At 74.4% G+C, this 19,281-nt stretch carries 14 protein-coding genes and 1 pseudogene; 10 read left to right on the top strand and 5 right to left on the bottom strand.

Going from position 1 to position 19,281, the window contains the following annotated elements:
- The first annotated feature begins 267 nt into the window (after positions 1-267).
- From AB0K65_RS08570 to mug, 3 genes are all read left to right on the top strand, one after another.
- The gene (locus tag AB0K65_RS08570) at positions 268-417 is read left to right on the top strand and encodes a hypothetical protein (RefSeq protein WP_365715006.1); all 150 of its coding nucleotides are present in this window, start codon (positions 268-270) and stop codon (positions 415-417) included.
- A gap of 435 nt (positions 418-852) precedes the next feature.
- The gene (gene purB, locus AB0K65_RS08575; protein WP_365715007.1) at positions 853-2,292 is read left to right on the top strand and encodes an adenylosuccinate lyase; all 1,440 of its coding nucleotides are present in this window, start codon (positions 853-855) and stop codon (positions 2,290-2,292) included.
- Positions 2,289-2,849 carry a G/U mismatch-specific DNA glycosylase gene (mug, locus tag AB0K65_RS08580; protein ID WP_365715067.1) on the top strand — a complete coding sequence of 187 codons (561 nt, stop codon included), beginning with the start codon at positions 2,289-2,291 and terminating at the stop codon, positions 2,847-2,849. Before purB ends, mug begins: the two co-directional genes overlap by 4 nt.
- Here mug and AB0K65_RS08585 read toward each other — a convergent pair whose 3' ends face one another.
- Complete coding sequence (locus AB0K65_RS08585; protein WP_365715008.1) at positions 2,850-3,281, bottom strand: hypothetical protein; 432 nt, start codon at positions 3,279-3,281, stop codon at positions 2,850-2,852.
- Positions 3,282-3,581: 300 nt separating this feature from the next.
- On the opposite strand from AB0K65_RS08585, the gene AB0K65_RS08590 reads away from it, so the two are divergent.
- Positions 3,582-4,739 (top strand): ROK family transcriptional regulator, encoded by a 1,158-nt coding sequence (locus tag AB0K65_RS08590; RefSeq protein ID WP_365715009.1) that lies wholly within the window; start codon positions 3,582-3,584, stop codon positions 4,737-4,739.
- Between the two features lie 212 nt (positions 4,740-4,951).
- Here AB0K65_RS08590 and AB0K65_RS08595 read toward each other — a convergent pair whose 3' ends face one another.
- Together AB0K65_RS08595 and sigJ are read right to left on the bottom strand one after the other, a co-directional pair.
- The gene (locus AB0K65_RS08595) at positions 4,952-5,692 is read right to left on the bottom strand and encodes a GntR family transcriptional regulator (protein ID WP_365715010.1); all 741 of its coding nucleotides are present in this window, start codon (positions 5,690-5,692) and stop codon (positions 4,952-4,954) included.
- Between the two features lie 278 nt (positions 5,693-5,970).
- Positions 5,971-6,855, bottom strand: a complete 885-nt coding sequence (sigJ, locus tag AB0K65_RS08600) for an RNA polymerase sigma factor SigJ (RefSeq protein WP_365715011.1) — start codon at positions 6,853-6,855, stop codon at positions 5,971-5,973.
- A gap of 126 nt (positions 6,856-6,981) precedes the next feature.
- Here sigJ and AB0K65_RS08605 point away from each other — a divergent pair, with 126 nt between their 5' ends.
- Positions 6,982-7,812, top strand: coding sequence for an alpha/beta fold hydrolase (locus AB0K65_RS08605; protein WP_365715012.1), 831 nt, complete (start codon positions 6,982-6,984; stop codon positions 7,810-7,812).
- A gap of 60 nt (positions 7,813-7,872) precedes the next feature.
- Here AB0K65_RS08605 and AB0K65_RS08610 read toward each other — a convergent pair.
- Positions 7,873-8,709: pseudogene (locus AB0K65_RS08610) on the bottom strand (DMT family transporter); the annotation flags it as partial.
- 462 nt (positions 8,710-9,171) lie between these two features.
- On the opposite strand from AB0K65_RS08610, the gene AB0K65_RS08615 reads away from it, so the two are divergent.
- The 5 genes from AB0K65_RS08615 (at position 9,172) to AB0K65_RS08635 (ending at position 18,141) form a co-directional block, all read left to right on the top strand.
- Entirely contained in the window at positions 9,172-10,539 is a 1,368-nt protein-coding gene (locus AB0K65_RS08615; protein WP_365715013.1) for a PLP-dependent aminotransferase family protein, read from the top strand.
- A gap of 216 nt (positions 10,540-10,755) precedes the next feature.
- Positions 10,756-12,351: an alkaline phosphatase D family protein gene (locus AB0K65_RS08620; RefSeq protein ID WP_365715014.1), complete on the top strand. Its 1,596-nt coding sequence runs from the start codon at positions 10,756-10,758 to the stop codon at positions 12,349-12,351.
- 174 nt (positions 12,352-12,525) lie between these two features.
- Positions 12,526-13,896 (top strand): SWIM zinc finger family protein, encoded by a 1,371-nt coding sequence (locus AB0K65_RS08625; protein WP_365715015.1) that lies wholly within the window; start codon positions 12,526-12,528, stop codon positions 13,894-13,896.
- Complete coding sequence (locus AB0K65_RS08630; RefSeq protein WP_365715016.1) at positions 13,893-16,640, top strand: DUF6493 family protein; 2,748 nt, start codon at positions 13,893-13,895, stop codon at positions 16,638-16,640. The genes AB0K65_RS08625 and AB0K65_RS08630 overlap by 4 nt, the downstream gene beginning before the upstream one ends.
- 76 nt (positions 16,641-16,716) lie before the next feature.
- Positions 16,717-18,141, top strand: coding sequence for a GNAT family N-acetyltransferase (locus AB0K65_RS08635; RefSeq protein ID WP_365715017.1), 1,425 nt, complete (start codon positions 16,717-16,719; stop codon positions 18,139-18,141).
- Here AB0K65_RS08635 and AB0K65_RS08640 read toward each other — a convergent pair.
- Positions 18,053-19,270, bottom strand: a complete 1,218-nt coding sequence (locus tag AB0K65_RS08640; RefSeq protein WP_365715018.1) for a PLP-dependent transferase — start codon at positions 19,268-19,270, stop codon at positions 18,053-18,055. The genes AB0K65_RS08635 and AB0K65_RS08640 overlap by 89 nt on opposite strands.
- Between the last annotated feature and the right edge of the window lie 11 nt (positions 19,271-19,281).

A 19,281-nucleotide genomic window follows, 5' to 3' on the forward strand; every position in this document is an offset into this window, starting at 1 on the left:
TGTGCCCGTCCGCGGCGAAGCGGACCCAGAGGTCCGGGATCCGGTCGCCGTCGACGTCCGGGATGCCGATGACGGCGGAGACGCTGGCGGTCGTCCAGTCGGTGCCGTACGAGGTGTCCAGACCCTCGCGGGAGTTGGCGGCGACCTTGATAGCGAGCCGCGCAGGGCGAGGCGAGGATCTCGTTCCTGCTGGACGGCCTCCCCGGCGCCGGCCAGGGGCCGGCCAGGGCGCTGAAGATCGCCCAGGAGACGGATCCCAAGCCGCTCATGTGGACACAGTGGGAACTGCTGCGGGTACACCAGGCCGGGCTCATGGACTCCGTCGACTTCTATCGTTGGAATCGGCGCCGAGAGGACTGGACGAAGGTGGAACTGAAGAAGGGACGTACGAGCTGGTCGGTGGAGACCTTCCCCTGAGGCTTCCGGGGACCTTCAAGCCGTGGGCTATCGAGGTGGGCCCCGGCAAGGTCCCGCTCCGTGGGCTCCCGGGCGGCGACGACGCTGCCGCCCCGTACGACCGCGTGGTCGCGGGGTGTCTGGCCCGGGCCGAGGTGAACGTCTGCCCCGGCGATCGGGGCCCTCTGCTCGAGGAGTCTCCGCAGCCCGGCCCCCTCGTGGGGAACAGGGTCTACCGGTCGTAGACCCGGTTCGCCGACTCCCGCGAGGCGAGTGCGTCGCAGACGGTGGAAGCCCCGCCAGGCCCGGCCCGGCGGGGCTTCTCCCTGCTCGCCCCCGCGGGAGGCCGCCCCGCGGGCGAACGCGCCCGACCCGGGCCTCCCTCGCGCGTTCGTAGCAACGCACAGCACGGACCCTGGCGCTGGCCTGCACAAACCGCCAGTAGAATCTGCTCACGTGACTGCTGCTGCGAAGCCCCGCATCCCCAATGTCCTGGCCGGCCGCTACGCCTCGGCGGAGCTTGCCGTCCTCTGGTCCCCCGAGCAGAAGGTGAAGCTGGAGCGCCGGCTGTGGCTCGCGGTGCTGCGTGCCCAGAAGGACCTCGGGGTCGAGGTACCGGACGCGGCCCTCGCCGACTACGAGCGCGTCCTCGACCAGGTCGACCTCGCCTCCATCGCCGAGCGCGAGAAGGTCACCCGGCACGACGTGAAGGCCCGGATCGAGGAGTTCAACGCCCTCGCCGGACACGAGCAGGTCCACAAGGGCATGACCTCCCGTGACCTCACGGAGAACGTCGAGCAGCTGCAGATCCGGCTCTCGCTGGAGCTGATGCGCGACCGTACGGTCGCCGTCCTGGCGCGCCTCGGCAAGCTCTCCGGCGAGTACGCCGAGCTGGTCATGGCCGGCCGCTCGCACAACGTGGCCGCCCAGGCGACCACCCTCGGCAAGCGTTTCGCCACCGCCGCCGACGAGCTCCTGGTGGCCTACGGCCGCCTGGAGGACCTCCTCGGCCGCTACCCGCTGCGCGGCATCAAGGGCCCGGTCGGCACGGCCCAGGACATGCTCGACCTGCTGGGCGGCGACGCGGCCAAGCTGGCGGTGCTGGAGCAGCGCATCGCCCACCACCTGGGCTTCGCGCAGGCCTTCACCTCGGTCGGACAGGTCTACCCCCGCTCGCTGGACTACGACGTGGTCACCGCGCTCGTGCAGCTGGCCGCCGCCCCGTCCTCGGTCGCCAAGACGATCCGCCTGATGGCGGGCCACGAGCTGGTCACCGAGGGCTTCAAGCCCGGCCAGGTCGGCTCCTCCGCGATGCCGCACAAGATGAACACCCGCTCCTGCGAGCGCGTCAACGGCCTCATGGTCATCCTGCGCGGCTACGCGTCGATGACCGGCGAGCTGGCCGGCGACCAGTGGAACGAGGGCGACGTCTCCTGCTCGGTGGTCCGCCGGGTGGCCCTGCCGGACGCCTTCTTCGCGTTCGACGGCCTTCTGGAGACCTTCCTGACGGTGATGGACGAGTTCGGCGCCTTCCCCGCCGTCGTCGCCCGCGAGCTGGACCGGTACCTCCCCTTCCTGGCCACCACCAAGGTCCTCATGGGCGCCGTGCGCGCCGGCGTGGGCCGCGAGGTCGCCCACGAGGCCATCAAGGAGAACGCCGTCGCCTCCGCCCTCGCCATGCGGGAGCAGGGCGCCGAGCGCAACGAGCTCCTCGACAAGCTGGCCGCCGACGAGCGGATCCCGCTGGACCGGGACCAGCTCGACGCGCTGATGGCCGACAAGCTGTCCTTCACCGGCGCCGCCGCCGACCAGGTCGGTGCCGTGGTCTCCCGCATCGAGGAGATCGTCAAGCAGCACCCGGAGGCCGCCGGGTACACCCCCGGGTCGATCCTCTGACCGGCTTCACCCCGCAGGAGCTGCAGGCCGCTCGTGACCGCGTCGTTCCCGACGTGGCCGCGGGCGGCCTCTCCGTGCTCTTCTGCGGGATCAACCCGGGGCTGATGTCGGCGGCGACGGGCCACCACTTCGCCCGCCCGGGCAACCGGTTCTGGCCGGTGCTCCATCTGTCCGGCTTCACCCCGCGCGTGCTGAAGCCGTCGGAGCAGCAGCAGTTGCTCGCGTACGGTCTCGGGATCACGAACGTGGTGGCCCGCGCGAGCGCGCGGGCCGACGAGGTCGGCGACGAGGAGTTCCGGGAGGGCGGCCGGCTGCTGACCGAGCGGGTGGAGCGGCTGCGCCCGCGCTGGCTGGCCGTCGTCGGCATCACGGCGTACCGCACGGCGTTCGGGGAGCGCAAGGCGGTCATCGGGCCGCAGGAGCGGACGATCGGCGAGACCAGGATCTGGGCGCTGCCCAATCCGAGCGGGCTGAACGCCCACTGGACCGCCCGGACGATGGCGGAGGAGTTCGCCAGGCTTCGGGAGGCGGCGGGGGTTCCCGACCGGCGGTCGTAGTCAGGGCGGGTCGGTCACCATGAGACACGCGACCAGCCGGAAGCCGGCGCCGTCGCCGCCCCGCACGAGGCCGAGCGCGACCCACCGGTCCTCCGCCCGCCACAGCCGGACGTCGGGGACCGAGGTGCAGAGCAGGTCCCACGGGCCGGGTATCGCGTCCCCCGCGGCGTACCGGCCGAGCAGCGGGGACAACTCGACGACGCGGGGCGGGCCCCAGCGGCCGGTGAGGACCAGCGCGAGCGCGTCCCACTCGGCCCGTGCCTGTTCCTCGTGCAGGTCGTCGTGCCGGTCCTCGTACAGATCATGGGACGGGTCGTGGAGGTCGTCCGCGGAGGGGCCGTCGACGGCTAACTCCGCCAGGTGGTAACCCTCCTGGGGCAGGGCGCGGGCGCGCAGCAGGTCGAGGGCGGCGAGGTGCTGTGCGAGCGTCATGGCTCCAGTAAAGCGCCGGGGTCTGACAGCTGGTGCTCCGTCAGGGGCGCGTCCGCGCCCGGCCGGTCCCGTACGGTCCGCGCTCAGGTCTCGTGCCGGTCCGGTCGCGGGGCCGCACGCGCGGGCAGGGTGCGGGTGACGATCCGGTCGCGGGGCCGCGCGCGGGCAGGGTGGCGATCCGGGTGGGGGGCCGTGCGCGCGAGGAGGCGACCGTCAGGAGCCGGGCCGGGCGGCGCTCGCCGCCCTCCGGTCCATTGAGTACCATCCGGCAGACATGCGTACGAGCTGGAAGGACACACGGTGGGGCGGCTGACCGGCGGGGATCCGTCGCTGCTGCGGCGGATCAACTCCGCGGTGGTACTCCATGCTCTGCGGGGCGCCGACGCGCTCACGCTGACCGATCTGACCCGGATCACGGGCCTGTCGCGCCCCACCGTCGAGGGCGTGGTCGAAGGACTCATCGTGACGGGGCTCGTCGTCGAGGCGGCGGCCGAGGAGGGCGAGGCGAGGCGTCAGGGTCGGCCGGCCCGGAGGTTCCGGTTCCGTGCGGAGGCGGGGCATCTGCTCGGCATCGAGATCGGCTCGCACCGGGTCGCCGCGCTGATCTCCGGGCTGGACGGCCGCATCATCGGCGCCGGTGCCCGGGAGGTGTCGGAGACGGCTCCGGAGGACGAGCGCCTGGAGCGGGTCCGGATGGTCGTCGCCGACGTCCTGCGCAGGGCCGGGGTGCCCCGTTCGAGTCTGCGGGCGGTCGGCGTCGGGACGCCCGGGATCGTCGAGGCGGACGGCACGGTGCGACTGGGCACCGCGCTGCCCGGCTGGACGGGTCTCGCGCTCGGCGAACGGCTCCGGCGTTCCTTCCGCTGTCCGGTGCTCGTGGAGAACGACGCCAACGCGGCCGCGGTCGCCGAGCACTGGAAGGGCGCGGCGACGGACTCCGACGACATCGTCTTCGTGCTGGCCGGGCTGAGCCCGGGCGCGGGATCCCTGATCGGCGGGCGGCTGCACCGCGGGTACGGCGGGGCGGCCGGAGAGATCGGGGCGTTGCACCTGCTCGGCCGGGGGGTCACTCCGGAGCACCTGCTGTCGACCACGGACGAGCCGCTGCACCCGCTGGACGAACAGGCCGTCGCCGAGGTGTTCACGCTCGCTCGCCGGGGTGACACCCGGGCGCAGGCGGCGGTGGAGCGCTTCACGCAGCGGCTGGTCCACGACGTGGCGGCGCTGGTCCTGGCGCTCGACCCGGAGCTGGTGGTGATCGGCGGCTGGGCCGCGGGCCTGGACGGCGTGCTGCAGCCGCTCAGGGACGAACTGGCACGGTTCTGTCTGCGCCCGCCACGGGTGGCCCTGTCGCTGCTCGGCGATTCGGCGGTCGGCACGGGTGCGCTCCGGCTGGCCCTGGACCATGTGGAGGAACAGCTCTTCGCCGTGGAGGGCACGGCCACGGCCCGCCGCTGAGCGGCCGGGGCCCGGGCGCTCCCCCGGTGGGGTGACGGCGGGCCGCCGTGCGACCGCCGCGTACGGCGTCGGCCGGACGGCGGGCGCGGGCTGCGGATGCGGACCGGGCGTCCGGCGGGCGCGGACGGCGCGAGCCCGCGCGGGCGCCGTCGGTGCGGCGCCCTCACGGGCTCGGGCTCGGGTCGCGGCCTGTGGAGCGGAAGAGGACTCCGTCAGGAGGCCATGACCAGGTCGACGGAGTCGCCGAAGGTGAGGCGGCAGGTGTCGGCGCGGTAGGTGGCGACGGAGACGGCGGCGGTGCGCCCCTCGGAGAGGTAGCGGGTCGTCACGAGGAGGACGGGGGCGCCCGGCAGGCGGTCCAGCTCCTTGGCGTCGTCGGCGCGTGCCGAACCCAGTTCCACGGAGCGGTCCTGGCCGTCCAGGACGAGGCGCTGGAGTTCGCGCAGGACGACACGCGCGCGGGCGGGGCCCGTCGGGTCGCCGTCCACGCCCAGGTCGGGGACCGAAGCCGACGGGACGTACAGGAGCTCCGCCGCGACGGGCTGGCCGTGCGTGACGCGGAGCCGGCGCACGACGTGCACCTGCTCCTCCGGCTCGATGTCCAGGAGCCTGGCCACGGCGGCGGGCGCCGGGGTGAGGGCGCAGTCCATCGACTGCCAGGTCTCCTCGGCGACGCCGGGCCAGGTGTGCTGGGTGGTGGAGACGTCCACGCCCACGCGGGGCGGGGCGACGGTCGTGCCGACGCCGCGGCGGCGCTGCAGGCGGCCTTCGAGCTCCAGCTGCTCCAGAGCCTGGCGGAGCGTGGCCCGGGCGACGCCGAAGCGCGCGGCCAGCTCCCGCTCGTTGGGCAGGATCTCCCCGACCGCGAAGTCGGAGTCGAGCGCTTCGCCGATCACGGTCTTGAGGTGCCAGTACTTAGGCTCCGGCACCGATTCCAGCTGCGTGGTCCCCACCCTGATCCTCCGCAATTCGCCGTGTCCCGCGGCGGTTTTCCGCGCCCTTGTTTATTAAAGGTTCCTGCACTAACTCTGCGACCATAAGGCGGCCCACCCCCTTGGTCAAGACCAATGCTCCGCCCGATGACCGGTAAAAGGGTCCTTTGACGTAGATCGTTCACAGGACGTTCGCGCTCGCGTGAGGCGGCGCGGCGAGAAGACGGCGTGAGGAAGCGCCGCGAGGCAGCGCCCGCGGTCAGGTACGTGAACAGGCGCGCGAGCGCGGGCCCGGCCGCTCAGCCGGCCGCGAGCGCCCGGAGCTTGTCGGGGTTGCGGACGATGTAGACGCACTCGACGCGCCCGTCCCGTACCTCCACCTGGAAGAGGGCGTCCGGGGCGCCGTCGGCCAGGGCCAGCAGCGCGGGAGCGCCGTTGACCTCCAGGAGGCGGAACTCGTAGAGCGCTTCGGCGTCCCGGGCGGCGGCGAGGAGGAAGCGGCCGACCTTGTCCGCGCTCTCCACGATCCGCCGCGGCGCCTTGGACTTGCCGCCGCTGTCGCCGACGAGGCGGACGTCCGGGGCGAGCAGGGCGAGGAGCTGTGCGAGATCGCCGCCGGCCGCGGCGGCGAGGAAGCGTTCGGTGACGTCGCGGCGCTCGGCCGGGTCGACGTCGTAGCGCGGCCTGCGCTCGTCGACATGGCGCCGGGCCCGCCCGGCGAGCTGGCGGACGGCGGCCTCGGAGCGGTCCAGCGTGGTCGCGATCTCCGCGAAGGGGAAGCCGAAGGCCTCGCGGAGCACGAAGACGGCGCGTTCCAGCGGCGAGAGCGATTCCAGGACGACGAGGACGGCGAAGGAGACGGACTCGGCGAGCAGCGCGCGCTCGGCGGTGTCGGGGACGGCCGGGCCGAAGTCCGTGACGATCGGTTCGGGGAGCCAGGGGCCGACGTAGGACTCGCGGCGCGCCTGGACGCGGCGCAGCCGGTCGAGGGCGAGGCGGGTGGTGACGCGTACGAGATAGGCGCGTGGTTCCCGGATGTCGGCGCGGTCCGCGGCCGACCAGCGCAGCCAGGCCTCCTGGACGACGTCCTCGGCGTCGGCGGCCCGACCGAGCATGCGGTAGGCGACGCCGGTCAGCGTCGGCCGGTGCTCTTCGAAAACGTCGGTCGGTGTCTCGGTCGCCACTCCCCCATCCCAGCCGAACGGGGCCGTGCCTGTCCAGTTCGGTCCGGCCCCTTGAACTCGTGGCTACTGACCGGTAATTCTTGCTGACAGGGCGTCTAAGAGATGTCGACGACAGGGAGCAGGCGCATGTCCGCACAGATCTCGTTCACGGCCGGATCCTCCGGGGGTCCTCGCACGGTCTCCCTGACGTACGAGCGCAGGGGCGCGGGCGAGCCGCTGCTGCTGCTCCACGGCATCGGCCACCACTGGCAGGCGTGGGAGCCGGTTCTCGACATCCTCGCTGCCGAACGGGACGTCGTCGCCGTCGACCTGCCGGGGTTCGGCTCCTCTCCCGCGCTGCCGGAGGGGTACGCCTACGACCTCTCGACCGTCGTGCCCGTGCTCGGCGCGTTCTGCGAGGCTCTCGGCCTCGACCGGCCGCACGTCGCGGGGAACTCGCTCGGCGGGCTCCTGTCGCTGGAGCTCGGCCGGGAGAAGCTGGTGCGCTCGGTGACGGCCCTCTCCCCGGCGGGGTTCTGGTCGCAGAGCGAGCGGCGGTACGCCTTCGGGACCCTGCGCGCCATGCGGGCCGCCGCCCTGTCGATGCCGGTGCCGGTGATCGAGCGCCTCTCCCGCAGCGCGGCCGGCCGGACCGCCCTCACGAGCACCATCTACGCGCGGCCCGGGCGGCGTTCACCCGACGCGGTGGTCGCCGAGACGCTCGCCCTGCGGGGCGCCACCGGTTTCCACCAGACGCTGGCCGCCGGCCGGAGCGTGCTGTTCGGCGACGACGTGCCCGCGGTGCCCGTCACCGTCGCGTGGGGCACCCGCGACCGGCTGCTGCTGCGCCGCCAGGGCGTACGCGCCAAGCGCACCGTCCCGGGCGCCCGGCTGGTCCGCCTGCCGGGCTGCGGACACGTCCCGATGAACGACGATCCCGCCCTCGTCGCCCGGGTGATCCTGGACGGGAGCCGCTGACCGCCGCCCCCGGCGCGTGAGCACGTCGCGCGTGAACAGTCCGGTGCCCAGCGCCGCACCGGCGCCCACCAGCACGCTGCCGACGGCCTGCGCGGGCCCGAAGCCGCCGGTCGAGACGAGGACCGCGGTCAGGGCCGCGGCGACGGGGATCGCCCCGGTGAAGAGGGTGGCCCGCTCCATCCCGACCCGCTGGACGCCCATGTAGAACAGAACGAATCCGACGACGGTGGCCAGGGCGGCCTGCCACACCAGGGCTCCCGTCTCGACCGCCGTCGGCAGCCTCAGGAACGCCGTGCCGTCCACGAGGAGGCCGAGCAGGGCCGATTCGACGGCGGCGATCCCGCAGACGACGGCCGTGAGCAGTTTCGGGCCGAGCGGGCGCAGGACGGGCACGGCGAGGACGGTGAAGCCGACCTCGCCCGCCAGGGCGCCGACGGAGTAGAGGACGCCGGCCAGGTCGGAACGGCCCCAGCCCTGGACGGTGAAGGCCCCGGCCGCCACGAGCAGCGCCCCGAGGACGACCGGGCGGCTGGGCCGGCGTCCGTCCAGGAGCGGCACGAGGACGGCGACGACCACGGGCGCGCAGCCGACGAGCACACCGGGCACGGCCGGTTCGGCGGTACGTTCCGCCGCGAGGACCGCGAGGTTGAAACCGACCATGCCCACGGCCGCGAGCAGGGCGAGCCGGACCCACTGGCGGGCCGTCAGCGCCCGGAGCGCAGCCGGGCCGCCCGGGCCGAGGAGGGGCAGCAGGAGCAGGCAGGCGGCGCCGTAGCGCAGGGCCTGGCCACCCGCGTACGGATAGTCGCCGAGGAGGCTGTTGGCGGTGAAGGAGGCACCGACGAGGGCGTAGGCGAGGGTCACCAGGAGCGCCCCGCGCAGGGAGTTGGCGTTCATGGCACCGACGTTAGGAAGTGCGGCGGTCCGGTTGGAGGTCCACTTCCCCGGCGTTTTCGGGGACCACTTCCCGTTGCCGCCGAAACGCGCGGCGACCACTTCCCGTGCCTCCCGGGGCGCGCAGCGACCGCTTCCCGCGCCTCCCGGGGCGCGCGGGGACGGAGACGCGCCGCCGCAGAAGCCGGTCGCTCAGTCGCTCCGGTGGTCCGGCCTGCCGGGCCCGTCGCCGGAAGCCGTCCTCCCCGCCGCCCGACCGCCCCTCGCAGGACGTCATACTCGTCGTCCGTGGACGGCACGGAAGCAAGACCGGCGGACAGCAGCGCCTCGGGCCCGCCCGGGACAGCGCCGGGAAGCCCGTCACCCTACGCCGGAGGGGAACCTTCCGGATACCGGTCCGGCGCGGAAGCCCGCTCCTTCGCGGCGGTCCCGGGCGGGCCCGCCTGGGAGGTGCTGCTCCCGGCCGTGGCCGCTCCGGCCCGGCGGCGCGGACGGGCGTTGCGGGAGGCCCTGCGGGAGGCCGTCCGTACGGGCCGCCTGACAGCGGGCACCCGACTGCCCTCCAGCCGTGAGCTGGCGGCCGACCTCGGGGTCTCGCGGGGCCTCGTGACCGAGGCGTACGAACAGCTCACGGCCGAGGGGTATCTGCGCAGCGGCCGCGGCTCGGGGACCTGGGTGGGCGACGCGGCACGGGCGGCCCCGTCCCACGGGGCGCGGGATCTCGCGCCGCACACGCCGGGCGCGCGAGGCGGCACGGTCGACTTCCGTCCGGGGACGCCGGATCTCGCGCTGTTCCCCCGGTCCGCGTGGGCGGCGGCCCACCGGTCCGTCCTGTCCCGGCTGCCTCACGGGGCACTCGGGTACCCCGATCCGCGGGGGCTGCCGGAGCTGCGTACGGCCCTCGCCGGCCTGCTGGCCCGCCGGCGCGGCGTGGTGGCGGACCCGGAACGGCTCGTCGTCTGCTCGGGGGTCGCGCAGGCGTCGACGCTGGTCGGCTTCGTCCTGCGGGCGCGCGGACAGCGGACGGTCGGGATCGAGGACCCGGGCAGCCCGGAACACGGGCGGCTGTTCGCCTCCACCGGCATGGACACGCGGTGGCTTCCGATGGACGAGGAGGGCCTGCTGCCGGGCCCCCTCGCCGCGTCGGGGGTCCGTGCGGTGGTGACCACGCCCTCGCACCAGTTCCCCTCCGGGATCGCCTATTCGGCGACTCGCCGGGCCGAACTCCTCGCCTGGGCGCGCGAGGTGGACGGCTGCGTCCTGGAGGACGACTACGACGGGGACTTCCGTTACGACCGCGCGCCGGTCGGCGCGCTCCAGGGACTCGATCCGGAACGCGTGGTGTACACCGGCTCGGTGAGCAAGTCCCTGGCTCCCGGGCTGCGGCTCGGCTGGATGCTGGTGCCGCGGGGCATGGTCGCGGAGGTCGTGGAGCGCAAGCGGACGATGGACCTCGGCAATCCCGCCCTGGACCAGGCGCTGCTGGCCGAGTTCGTGACGAGCGGCGGGTACGACCGCCAGCTGCGCCGCTGCCAACGCGCGTACCGGGAACGGCGGAACGCCCTGCTGGCGGCGCTGGAGGAACACTTCCCGGGGACGCGGGTGAGCGGGATCGCCGCCGGACTGCACGTCATCGCGCGCGTGCCGGAGCGCTACGGCCCGACCTCGCGCTTCCTGGAGCGGGCGGCCTCCGCAGGGGTGGCCCTGCACCCGCTCGAGGAATACGGCACGGCGCGGCCGGCGGACGGCGCCGTCCGTCTCGTCATCGGGTACGCGCACCTGGCGCCGTCCGAGATCGCCCGGGGCATCAGGCTGGCCGCGCGGGCGCGGTAGGCCGAGGAGGCCGCTCGCACCCCGACGCCGGCAGGATCCACGAGCACGCCGGAGGCCGGAGTCGGCCGCGGGTGGAGAAGGCCGGAGTCGGGCGCGGACGGAGTCAGGCGGCGCCTCCGGTTTGTTCACGCGTGGTTCGCGTCCGCGCCGCTCCCGTCCCTTAGGCATGGGGCGACACCTGACACCCCACCCGGAACAGGCTCTGGAGGCACCCCGATGTCAGACCTCACCCCCGGCCCGCCCCTCGGTCCGTCCCCCGCCCGCCGCAGCGTGCTGCGCGGTTCGGTCGCCGTCTCCGCGGCGCTCACCCTGGGCGGCGCCGCGTCGGCCCCGGCCCTCGCCCTGTCGGGACGGCCCCGGGCCGGGTGGGGCGTGCAGACCGGCGGCGTCACCGCCTCCTCCGGCCTGGTCTGGGTTCGCTCGGACCGCCCGGCCCGCATGCTGGTGGAGACCTCGGCCGACGCCTCGTTCCGGCGCCCGCGCCGCCACTTCGGACCCCTTCTCGGCGCGGGCGGCGACTTCACCGGGACGCACGCGCTGCGCGGACTGCCGGCCGGTGAGCAGATCCACTACCGCGTCACCCTCGCGGACCCGGACGACCCGCGCCGTACGAGCGAACCCGTCGCCGGCACGTTCCGTACGGCTCCTGCGCGGCGACGCGACGGGGTGCGCTTCCTGTGGTCGGGGGACATCGCCGGACAGGGCTGGGGCATCAACCCCGACATCGGCGGCTTCCGCGTCTACGAGGAGATGCGCCGGCTGGACCCGGACTTCTTCCTGTGCAGCGGCGACTCGATCTACGCCGACGGGCCGATCCAGCCGACGGTGACGCTGCCCGACGGCCGGATCTGGCGGAACGTCACCACACCGGAGAAGTCGAAGGTCGCCGAGACCCTGGACGAGTACCGGGGGAACTTCCGCTACAACCTGCTCGACCACAACGTCCGCGCCTTCAACGCCCAGGTTCCGTCCATCGTGCAGTGGGACGACCACGAGGTGCGGAACAACTGGTATCCCGGCCAGATCCTGGACGACCCTCGCTACACGGAGAAGGACGTGGACGTGCTCGCGGCCCGCGCCGCGCGCGCCTTCGGGGAGTACGTCCCGCTCTCGCCCGCCACCACCCGCGCCGGCACGGCGGAGGGCCGGATGCACCGGGTGGTACGCCACGGCCCGCTGCTCGACGTGTTCGTCCTCGACATGCGCTCGTACCGCAACGCCAACTCCCCCGGCAGGCAGGCGGACGACACCACCGGCATCCTGGGCGCGGAGCAGCTCGCCTGGCTCAAGCGGGAGCTGAGCCGCTCGCGGGCCGTGTGGAAGGTCCTCGCGGCCGACATGCCCCTGGGGCTCGTCGTCCCCGACGGCGCGACGGACATCGAGGCGATCGCCCAGGGCGATCCGGGCGCCCCGCTGGGCCGGGAGCTGCAGATCGCCGAGCTGCTGCGGTTCGTCAAGCACCGGAGGATCACCGGCACGCTGTGGCTCACCGCCGACGTGCACCACACCTCGGCGCAGCACTACGTGCCGGAGCGGGCGGCCTTCCAGGACTTCGCGCCCTTCTGGGAGTTCGTCTCGGGACCGCTGGCCGCGGGCGGCTTCCCGGCCAGCCGGCTGGACGCCACCTTCGGGCCTGAACGGGTCTTCGTCCGGGCGCCGGAGCGGGCGAACCTCTCGCCGATGGAGAGCCCGCAGTACTTCGGTGAGGTCGACATCGACGGCGACAGCGGCGAGCTGACGGTCCGGCTGCGCGCGGAGGGCGAGTCGGTCCTGTTCAGCAAGGTGCTCCAGCCGGGGCGCGTCGGGCAGTGACACAGGGCCGGGCGGAGTTCGCGCCCGCACGGGTGCCGGAGGGCCTCGGGGCGGTGCGGGAAATGGCGCCGGGGGCCGGGGCGGGGCGCCGGGGCGGGCGCCGAGCCGTGTGGCAGCGGGCCCCCCGGCCGTGGTCGAGGTCGATTGTCAGTGGCGGGTCCTAACGTCTTTCGCATGACGCGATCCGTACAGGCGCTCGCCTATTCACGCCCGTCCGCCCTTCAGTCCCGCGCGTGCGGACGGCAGCTCGGCCTGGAGACCTCCGGCGGGCTCACCCCCGCCGGGGCCGAGGCGCACCCCCGCTTCTTCTCCGGGTTCCTGACGTCTCCGCAGATCGCCGCGCGCGGCCTGCTGGCGGTCGCGGACGTGGCGGCCGCCCGCTACCACCAGCGGATACGGCCGGGGTCGCTCGACCCGGTCGTGACGGGGAACGGCGACCGGCTGCGGTTCGAGTCGTTCTCCGGCTGCGGCGGGGTGTACGCCCGGCTGGACGTGCTGAGCGAAGGGCTGGACGGAGCGGAGACCGGGCACGGCACCACCAATGTCGACGTCAACAACCCGCTGCGCGAGGCGCTGTCCCGTATGACGGGTGACGATCCGCTCCATCTCCGCGTGGGCCCGGAGGAATTGGCGGTGACCACGCTGGAGGGCGCGGTCGTGGAGAAGAAGGTGCCGCTCCCGGACCGCTGGCTGCGCGGTTTCGCCGAGGCGCAGGTGGTCTCCTCCGGGTTCGATCTGCGGGCCGAGCTGACCGGCGCCGAGGCCGTCCGGTTCCTGCGGTCGCTGCCGCGCTCGCAGGCCCGGGGCCGGGGGCCGCTGTGGGTGGTCCGGTCCGGCAGGTCGCTGCGGCCCACGACTCGGCCGGTGGCGGGCGCGGTCTGCCTGCCGGGGCCCGACCGGCTTGCGGCCCTGGAGCGGGTGCTGCGGCACGCGACGGCGCTGCGGGTGTACGGACCGGTGCCCGACGGGGTCGCGACGTCGAGCGCCTGGGAGCTGGCGCTTCCGGGGATGCGCCTGACGCTCACCCTCTCGCCGGACGCCTCGCGGGGCTTCTCCGGCGAGGGCGGTGTCCTGGAGGCGCTGGCGACGCCGGAGGCGGAGCGGGACGCGGAGCTGGTGTCGGTGCTGCTGGCCTGGGAGCCGAGGATCGACCCGGCGGAACTGGCCGCGGAGGCGGGGCTCACGCCGGACCGGGTGCGCGCGGCCCTGACCCGGCTCGGCACGGCGGGCCGGGTGGGGTACGACGTGGCCGACGCGGCGTACTTCCACCGCGAGCTGCCGTACGACGCGGAGCGCGCCGAGCGTCACAATCCGCGGCTGGTGGCCGCCCGTGCCCTGGTCGCCGAGGGCGCGGTCGCGCTCGACGGTGCGCTCGCCGCCGTCACCTCGGGCGAACGGCGCTACCAGGTCCGGGAGTCGGGGGGAGCCCTGAGCTGCACGTGCCAGTGGTGGGCGGACTACCGAGGCCGGCGCGGGCCGTGCAAGCACGCGTTGGCGGTGCGGATGGTGAGGCTGGGCGAGACGGTCGCCGGGGGCGGGCGATGACGACGACACGGGGTACGACGGAGATGACGGGGACGCGGGACGGGGCCACGGGGGTCGAGCGGCTGCTGGACGCGGTGCGTCAGGGGCGGGTCGAGGACGTCCCGGGCCTGTTGAAGCCGCTCGACGCGGCCGCGCGCAAGGCCGCGCTGGCGGAGCTGAAACTGCTGCGCGGGGAGGTGCGCGGCTGGGACTGGAGCCGCTGGTCCGAGGCGGGCAGAATCCGGCGCCCCCTGCGGGTCGCGGGTGCCGGGTGCCACACGGGGGCGGCGGCGGCCGCCGCCTGGATCGGGGGCCGCGACCTCATGGACTGGGGGACGCGCGACGGCTCCCTGGTGCTCGCGGTGCTCGCCGACCGGGAGCCGGCCTGGGTCGCGGACGTGGCGCAGCGCCTGGCCGAGCGGCCCGCCGTGGTGGAGAACGGCTATGACCTCGTCCATGACCTGGTGGTGCTCTCCGGGAGTCCGGTGCCGACGACGGACGCCTACATCCTGGGCTGGACGCGGGCGGTGGCAGGCCCCGGTCTGCTCGACCGGCTGCGCGCCGACCCCCAGACGCCGGTGCTGGTGCCCCGCTTCTTCGAGCTGCCCGAGACTCCGGACCCCCTCACCTGGCCGTCCGACGGACAGGGCGCGGGCCATTGGCCGACGGCACTCGCGACGCTGGCGGCGGAAGGGCTGCTCGATCGCGGGACCCTGGTGGAGGGCTGCGTCGCACGTCTCCTGCGCGGCGGGCGGCTGCGTGACCTGCGCTTTCCTCTTGCCCTGCTCCAGCTCCTCGGCCCGACGGCGCGGGAGCGGAGCGGCCGGGTCGCGGAGTGGACCGGAATGGCGGCCGACGCTCCGTCGCCCGTCGCGGGCTACGCCCAGCAGATCCTCGCTGAGCTCGCGACACAGGGCGACCTTTCGGTGCGGGAGTTGGCCGAGATGACCGGTCCGGTGCTCTTCCGCACCGAGAAGACGCTCGTGCGGGCGCAGTTGACCCTCGTGGGCAAGGTGCTCAGGCGGGATCCCGCCGCGGCGGCGGAACTCCTTCCGGTCGTGGCGGACGCCTTCGGGCACGAGGACCACGGCATACAGGAGCGGGCGCTGAAGCTGGTGGGCCGCCATCTGCGCTGGGTGGACGAGCGGGTGCGGCAGGAACTGGGCCACGCGGCGGGGCGGCTGGACCCGGGGCACCGGCGGACGGCCGAGGAGCTGTTCGGCGGCATGCAGGACGGGGAGGCCGGAGAGGCTCCGTACGAGGAGGTCCTGCCGCCCGCTCCCGTGGCGCGCCCGGTGGCGCCCCCGGCGGAGTCGGTCGCCGAGCTGGTCGAGGACCTGGTGGCGCTCTCCAAGGGGCGCACGAAGGCGGCGGAGGAGTTCGAGCGGGCGCTGGACGGGCTCGTCCGGCACGCCCACCGGGACCGGGAGGCGCTCACGGCGGCGGTGGCGACGGCCTTCGCCGACAGCTTCTGGCTGGGGCAGCACCACGCCGGCCGGGGGACGGACCACTTCCAGCGGACCACCCATGGCATCGACGTCGTGCTGGCCGCCCTCCTGGGCGCCGTGGAGCAGTCGGCCATCGACGCCGGACGGGGCCGCCGGCACGGCACGACGTCCTGCACGCACCTGGCGTTCGACGGCGTCGTCGACGCGCGGCTCTGGGAGGTCGCCGACCTGATCACCACCGGTCGGCTCCCCTTCCTGCTCGCCGTCCCGACATGGCACACCGGGGCCATAGCGCCGATGGCGTTGGTCGCCCGGCTGCGCGCCTACCGGGCCGCGGGCGTCGAGCCGGCGCCCGCGGATCTCGCACAGGCCCTGCTGCGGTTGCGCAAGGCCGATCCGACCGCGCGGGAGGCCGCGGCGGAGGCGGCGGCGCTCGGGGGCCGGGCCGCCGAGCGGCTCGCCGACTGGCTGGAGTCGGACGCCTCCCTGGCGCCGGGCGTGCGGTTCCTCGCGCGACGTCGGGACCAGTCGCCGGGCCGGTGGTGGCTCGCGGACCGTCTCGTGCTGAGGATCCGTGAGCGCCGGGCCGTACGCGACGAGTTCCCTCCGGCGTTCCAGTGGCTGGGCGGGCGGGTCTCGGAGGGCGTCCGGCGCTGCTACCACTGGTCGGACGGGCAGCAGAACTGGGCGGCGGTGCTGCCGGACGACCGGGAGACCCTGGCCGCCTGGCTGCTTCCGTCCCTGGCCGGCGCCGCGGCGTGGGACGGGCGGGGGGTGAGCCGGGGACTGACGGCGCTGGCCGAGTCGGAGGGGCCGGTCGGCCCGGCGGTGCGTCTCGCCCTGGCGATCGGGTTGGGAGCCCGGCATGCGGAGGACCGGCTGACGGCCGTGGACGCGCTCCTCGTGCTGGCCGCGCGGAAGGAGCTGGACGGACAGGGGCTCGGAGCGCAGCTGGCCGGGCTCGTGAGCGAGGGCGAGGTCAAGCCCAACCGGCTCGCGGAGTCCTGCCGGACGGCCGCCGCGACCGGCGCGTACGCCACGGTGTGGGGGGTGCTGGCCGGCGCGCTGCCCACGCTGCTGGCGGCCGAGAAGCCGGTGCGCGCGCTCGGCGAACTGCTCGCCGTGGCCGCCGAGTGCGCCGAGCGGTGCGGGGCGGCCCAGGAGATACCGGGGCTCGACGCGGTGGCGGCGAGACGCGGTTCCTCGCAGCTCGTCGTGCAGGCGAGGCGTCTCCAGAAGGCCCTGACGGCCGGGGGTGACAGGGTCCGACACACGGCCGATCAGCCGGGGACACAAGTGGTTGAAAACAGTCACTAAGCTCCCAGATTGGCGCTTAACCCATCAGTCACACATCGTTCGTGATCGCGCAACACCGCTGGGTCACAGTGAGGTCATGACTGATGTGACTTCCGGGAAGAGCGCCCGCCGCCCCCACCACTGGCGGCGTGACCTCATCGAACTGGCCGCGCTGTTCACGGCCGTGGTGGTGGCGGACACGATCGCCAAGACCGTCGTCCGTGGCGCCGAAGGTCCGTTCATGCTGGTGTTCTCGGCGATCGCGCTGATCGCGACCGCCGCCTTCCACACGTGGTGGGAACGGCGCCACAGCCATGCGCCGCCCGTCGCCCATACCGGCGGCGGGACGACCCCGCCGCCGGCCCGCAGCGAGGACGCCGGGACGGACGGGCCCGCCGAGCCCGTCGCGACCGTGCTCTGGAGGATGCGGACCACGGTCCGCGACACCCCCGGCAGCCTCGCCGCGCTGTGCACCGCCTTGGCCCGCCACGACGTGGACATCCTCACCCTCCAGACCCATCCGCTGGCCGAGGGCACGGTGGACGAGTTCCTGCTGCGCGCCCCCGCCACCGTCGAGGCCGGTCACCTCACCCGGGAGATCGCCGCGGCCGGCGGCAGCGGCACCTGGATCGAACGGGCCGACGCCCACGACCTCGTGGACACGCCGACCCGGCTGCTCGGCCTCGCCACCCGTACCGCCCTGGACGCCGCCGAACTCCCCCTCGCCCTGCGCCAGCTCCTGGGCCGCTGCACCATCCACTCACTGCCGGCCGTCTCCCTGTCGGGGCGCCCCACCGGGGAGACCGCCCCCGTAGAAGGCGTCCTCGAGGAGACGGTGATGCGGCTGCGCGACCCGAACGGCGGGGCCATCACCATCGAGCGGCCCTATCTGCCGTTCACCCCGACCGAGTTCGCCCGCGCCCGCGCCCTCGTGGAGCTCGACGCGCGGCTCGGGCCGCGCATGCCGCGCGGCCAGGACGTGCTGACCCTCCCCGAGGGCAGCGAGATCACCGTCCGCCGGGCCGACCAGCGCGACGTCGTCGCGGCACGGGCGATGCACGACCGCTGCTCCGCGCGCACGCTCGGCCTGCGCTACCACGGGCCGGTGGGCGATGCCGACCGCTATCTGAACCATCTCCTCAGCCCCCGCTTCGGGCGCACGCTCACGGCGCAGTCGTCCTCGGGCCGTCTCGTCGCCCTCGGCCACCTGCTCTGGGACGGCGACGAGACGGAGGTCGCCCTGATGGTCGAGGACGCCTGGCAGCGCCGGGGCATCGGCTCCGAACTGCTCGGGCGGCTGGTCGCCATGGCCGTGGAGGCGGGCTGCGAGAGCGTCTACGCCGTGACGCAGTCCTCCAACACCGGGATGGTCGCCGCGATGCGGGCGCTGAACCTCCCCTTGGACTACCAGATCGAGGAGGGCACCCTGGTCATCACCGCTCGGCTCGCAGCGGCTCGCCCGGCGAACCGTCCTGCGTACGGTGAAGTCCCGAGCGGCTCGCCTCGGCAGGGGAGGCACTGAGGGCCTGGGTCAGGTCCCGCCACAGGTCCTCGACGTCCTCGAGGCCGACCGACATCCGCAGCAGCCGGTCGCTGACGCCCGCCGAGCGCCGGTCTCCCTCGGCCACGATCCGGTGGCTGATGGAGGCCGGGTGCTGGATCAGGGTGTCGACGCTGCCGAGACTGACCGCCGGCGTGATCAGCCGTACCCCGGCGATCACGTCGTGCGGGTCTCCGTACACCTCGAAGGAGACCATCGCCCCTCCCACCCGCGGGTAGTGGACCCGGGCGATGCGGGGATCGGTGGCGAGCCGGCGGACCAGCTCCGCGGCCGTCGTCGACGCCGCCCGCACCCGTACGGGCAGGGTGGAGAGCCCCCGCAGCAGCAGATATCCGGCCAGCGGGTGCAGCACGCCGCCGGTCGCGAACCGCACCTGGCGCAGTGAGCGGGCGAACTCCTCGTCGCAGGCGACGACACCGCCCATGACGTCTCCGTGGCCGCCCAGGTACTTGGTCGCGCTGTGCAGCACGATCCGGGCGCCGTGCTCGGCCGGCCGCTGGAGCACCGGGGTCGCGAAGGTGTTGTCCACCAGGAGCGGCACGGAGCCGCAGGCGTGGGCGACGGCCCGGATGTCGACCTCCGCCAGGGTCGGGTTCGCCGGCGTCTCCACCATCACCAGGCCGGTGTCCGGACGGATGGCGTCCGCTATCCCGGCCGGATCGGTCCAGGTCACCTCGGTGCCGAGGAGTCCGGCGTTCAGCAGATGGTCGCTGCAGCCGTACAAGGGCCGGACGGCGACCACGTGCCGCAGGCCCATGCTCGCCCGCACCATCAGGACGGCGGTCAGCGCCGCCATGCCGCTGGCGAAGGCGACCGCGGAGTCGGTGCCCTCCAGCCGGGCGAGAGCCGACTCGAAGCGGGCGGTGGTGGGGTTGTCGAGGCGCGCGTAGACGGGCGGACCGTCCAGCCGGGCTCCCGTGGCGGCGAACTCGTCGATCCGCGCGGCCTCGGCCCGCGTGTCGTACGACGGGTAGGTGGTCGACAGGTCGAGCGGCGGGGCGTGCAGGCCCAGGCCGGCGAGGTCCTCGCGGCCGGCGTGCACGGCTTCGGTGGCCAGAGCCCTGGGGGTGGTCGAGGCGTCGTAGTCCATGGGCGGCACTG

Origin of the sequence: Streptomyces sp. NPDC053755, assembly GCF_040677675.1 — a bacterium.
GTDB lineage: Bacteria > Actinomycetota > Actinomycetes > Streptomycetales > Streptomycetaceae > Streptomyces.

Bases quoted from the DNA above. Each gene is read 5' to 3' on its own strand.
- AB0K65_RS08635 (WP_365715017.1), top strand. From the start codon at position 16,717: ATGACTGATGTGACTTCCGGGAAGAGCGCCCGCCGCCCCCACCACTGG.
- AB0K65_RS08585 (WP_365715008.1), bottom strand. From the start codon at position 3,281: ATGACGCTCGCACAGCACCTCGCCGCCCTCGACCTGCTGCGCGCCCGC.
- AB0K65_RS08620 (WP_365715014.1), top strand. From the start codon at position 10,756: ATGTCAGACCTCACCCCCGGCCCGCCCCTCGGTCCGTCCCCCGCCCGC.
- AB0K65_RS08640 (WP_365715018.1), bottom strand. From the start codon at position 19,270: ATGGACTACGACGCCTCGACCACCCCCAGGGCTCTGGCCACCGAAGCC.
- AB0K65_RS08625 (WP_365715015.1), top strand. From the start codon at position 12,526: ATGACGCGATCCGTACAGGCGCTCGCCTATTCACGCCCGTCCGCCCTT.
- AB0K65_RS08630 (WP_365715016.1), top strand. From the start codon at position 13,893: ATGACGACGACACGGGGTACGACGGAGATGACGGGGACGCGGGACGGG.
- AB0K65_RS08605 (WP_365715012.1), top strand. From the start codon at position 6,982: ATGTCCGCACAGATCTCGTTCACGGCCGGATCCTCCGGGGGTCCTCGC.
- AB0K65_RS08570 (WP_365715006.1), top strand. From the start codon at position 268: ATGTGGACACAGTGGGAACTGCTGCGGGTACACCAGGCCGGGCTCATG.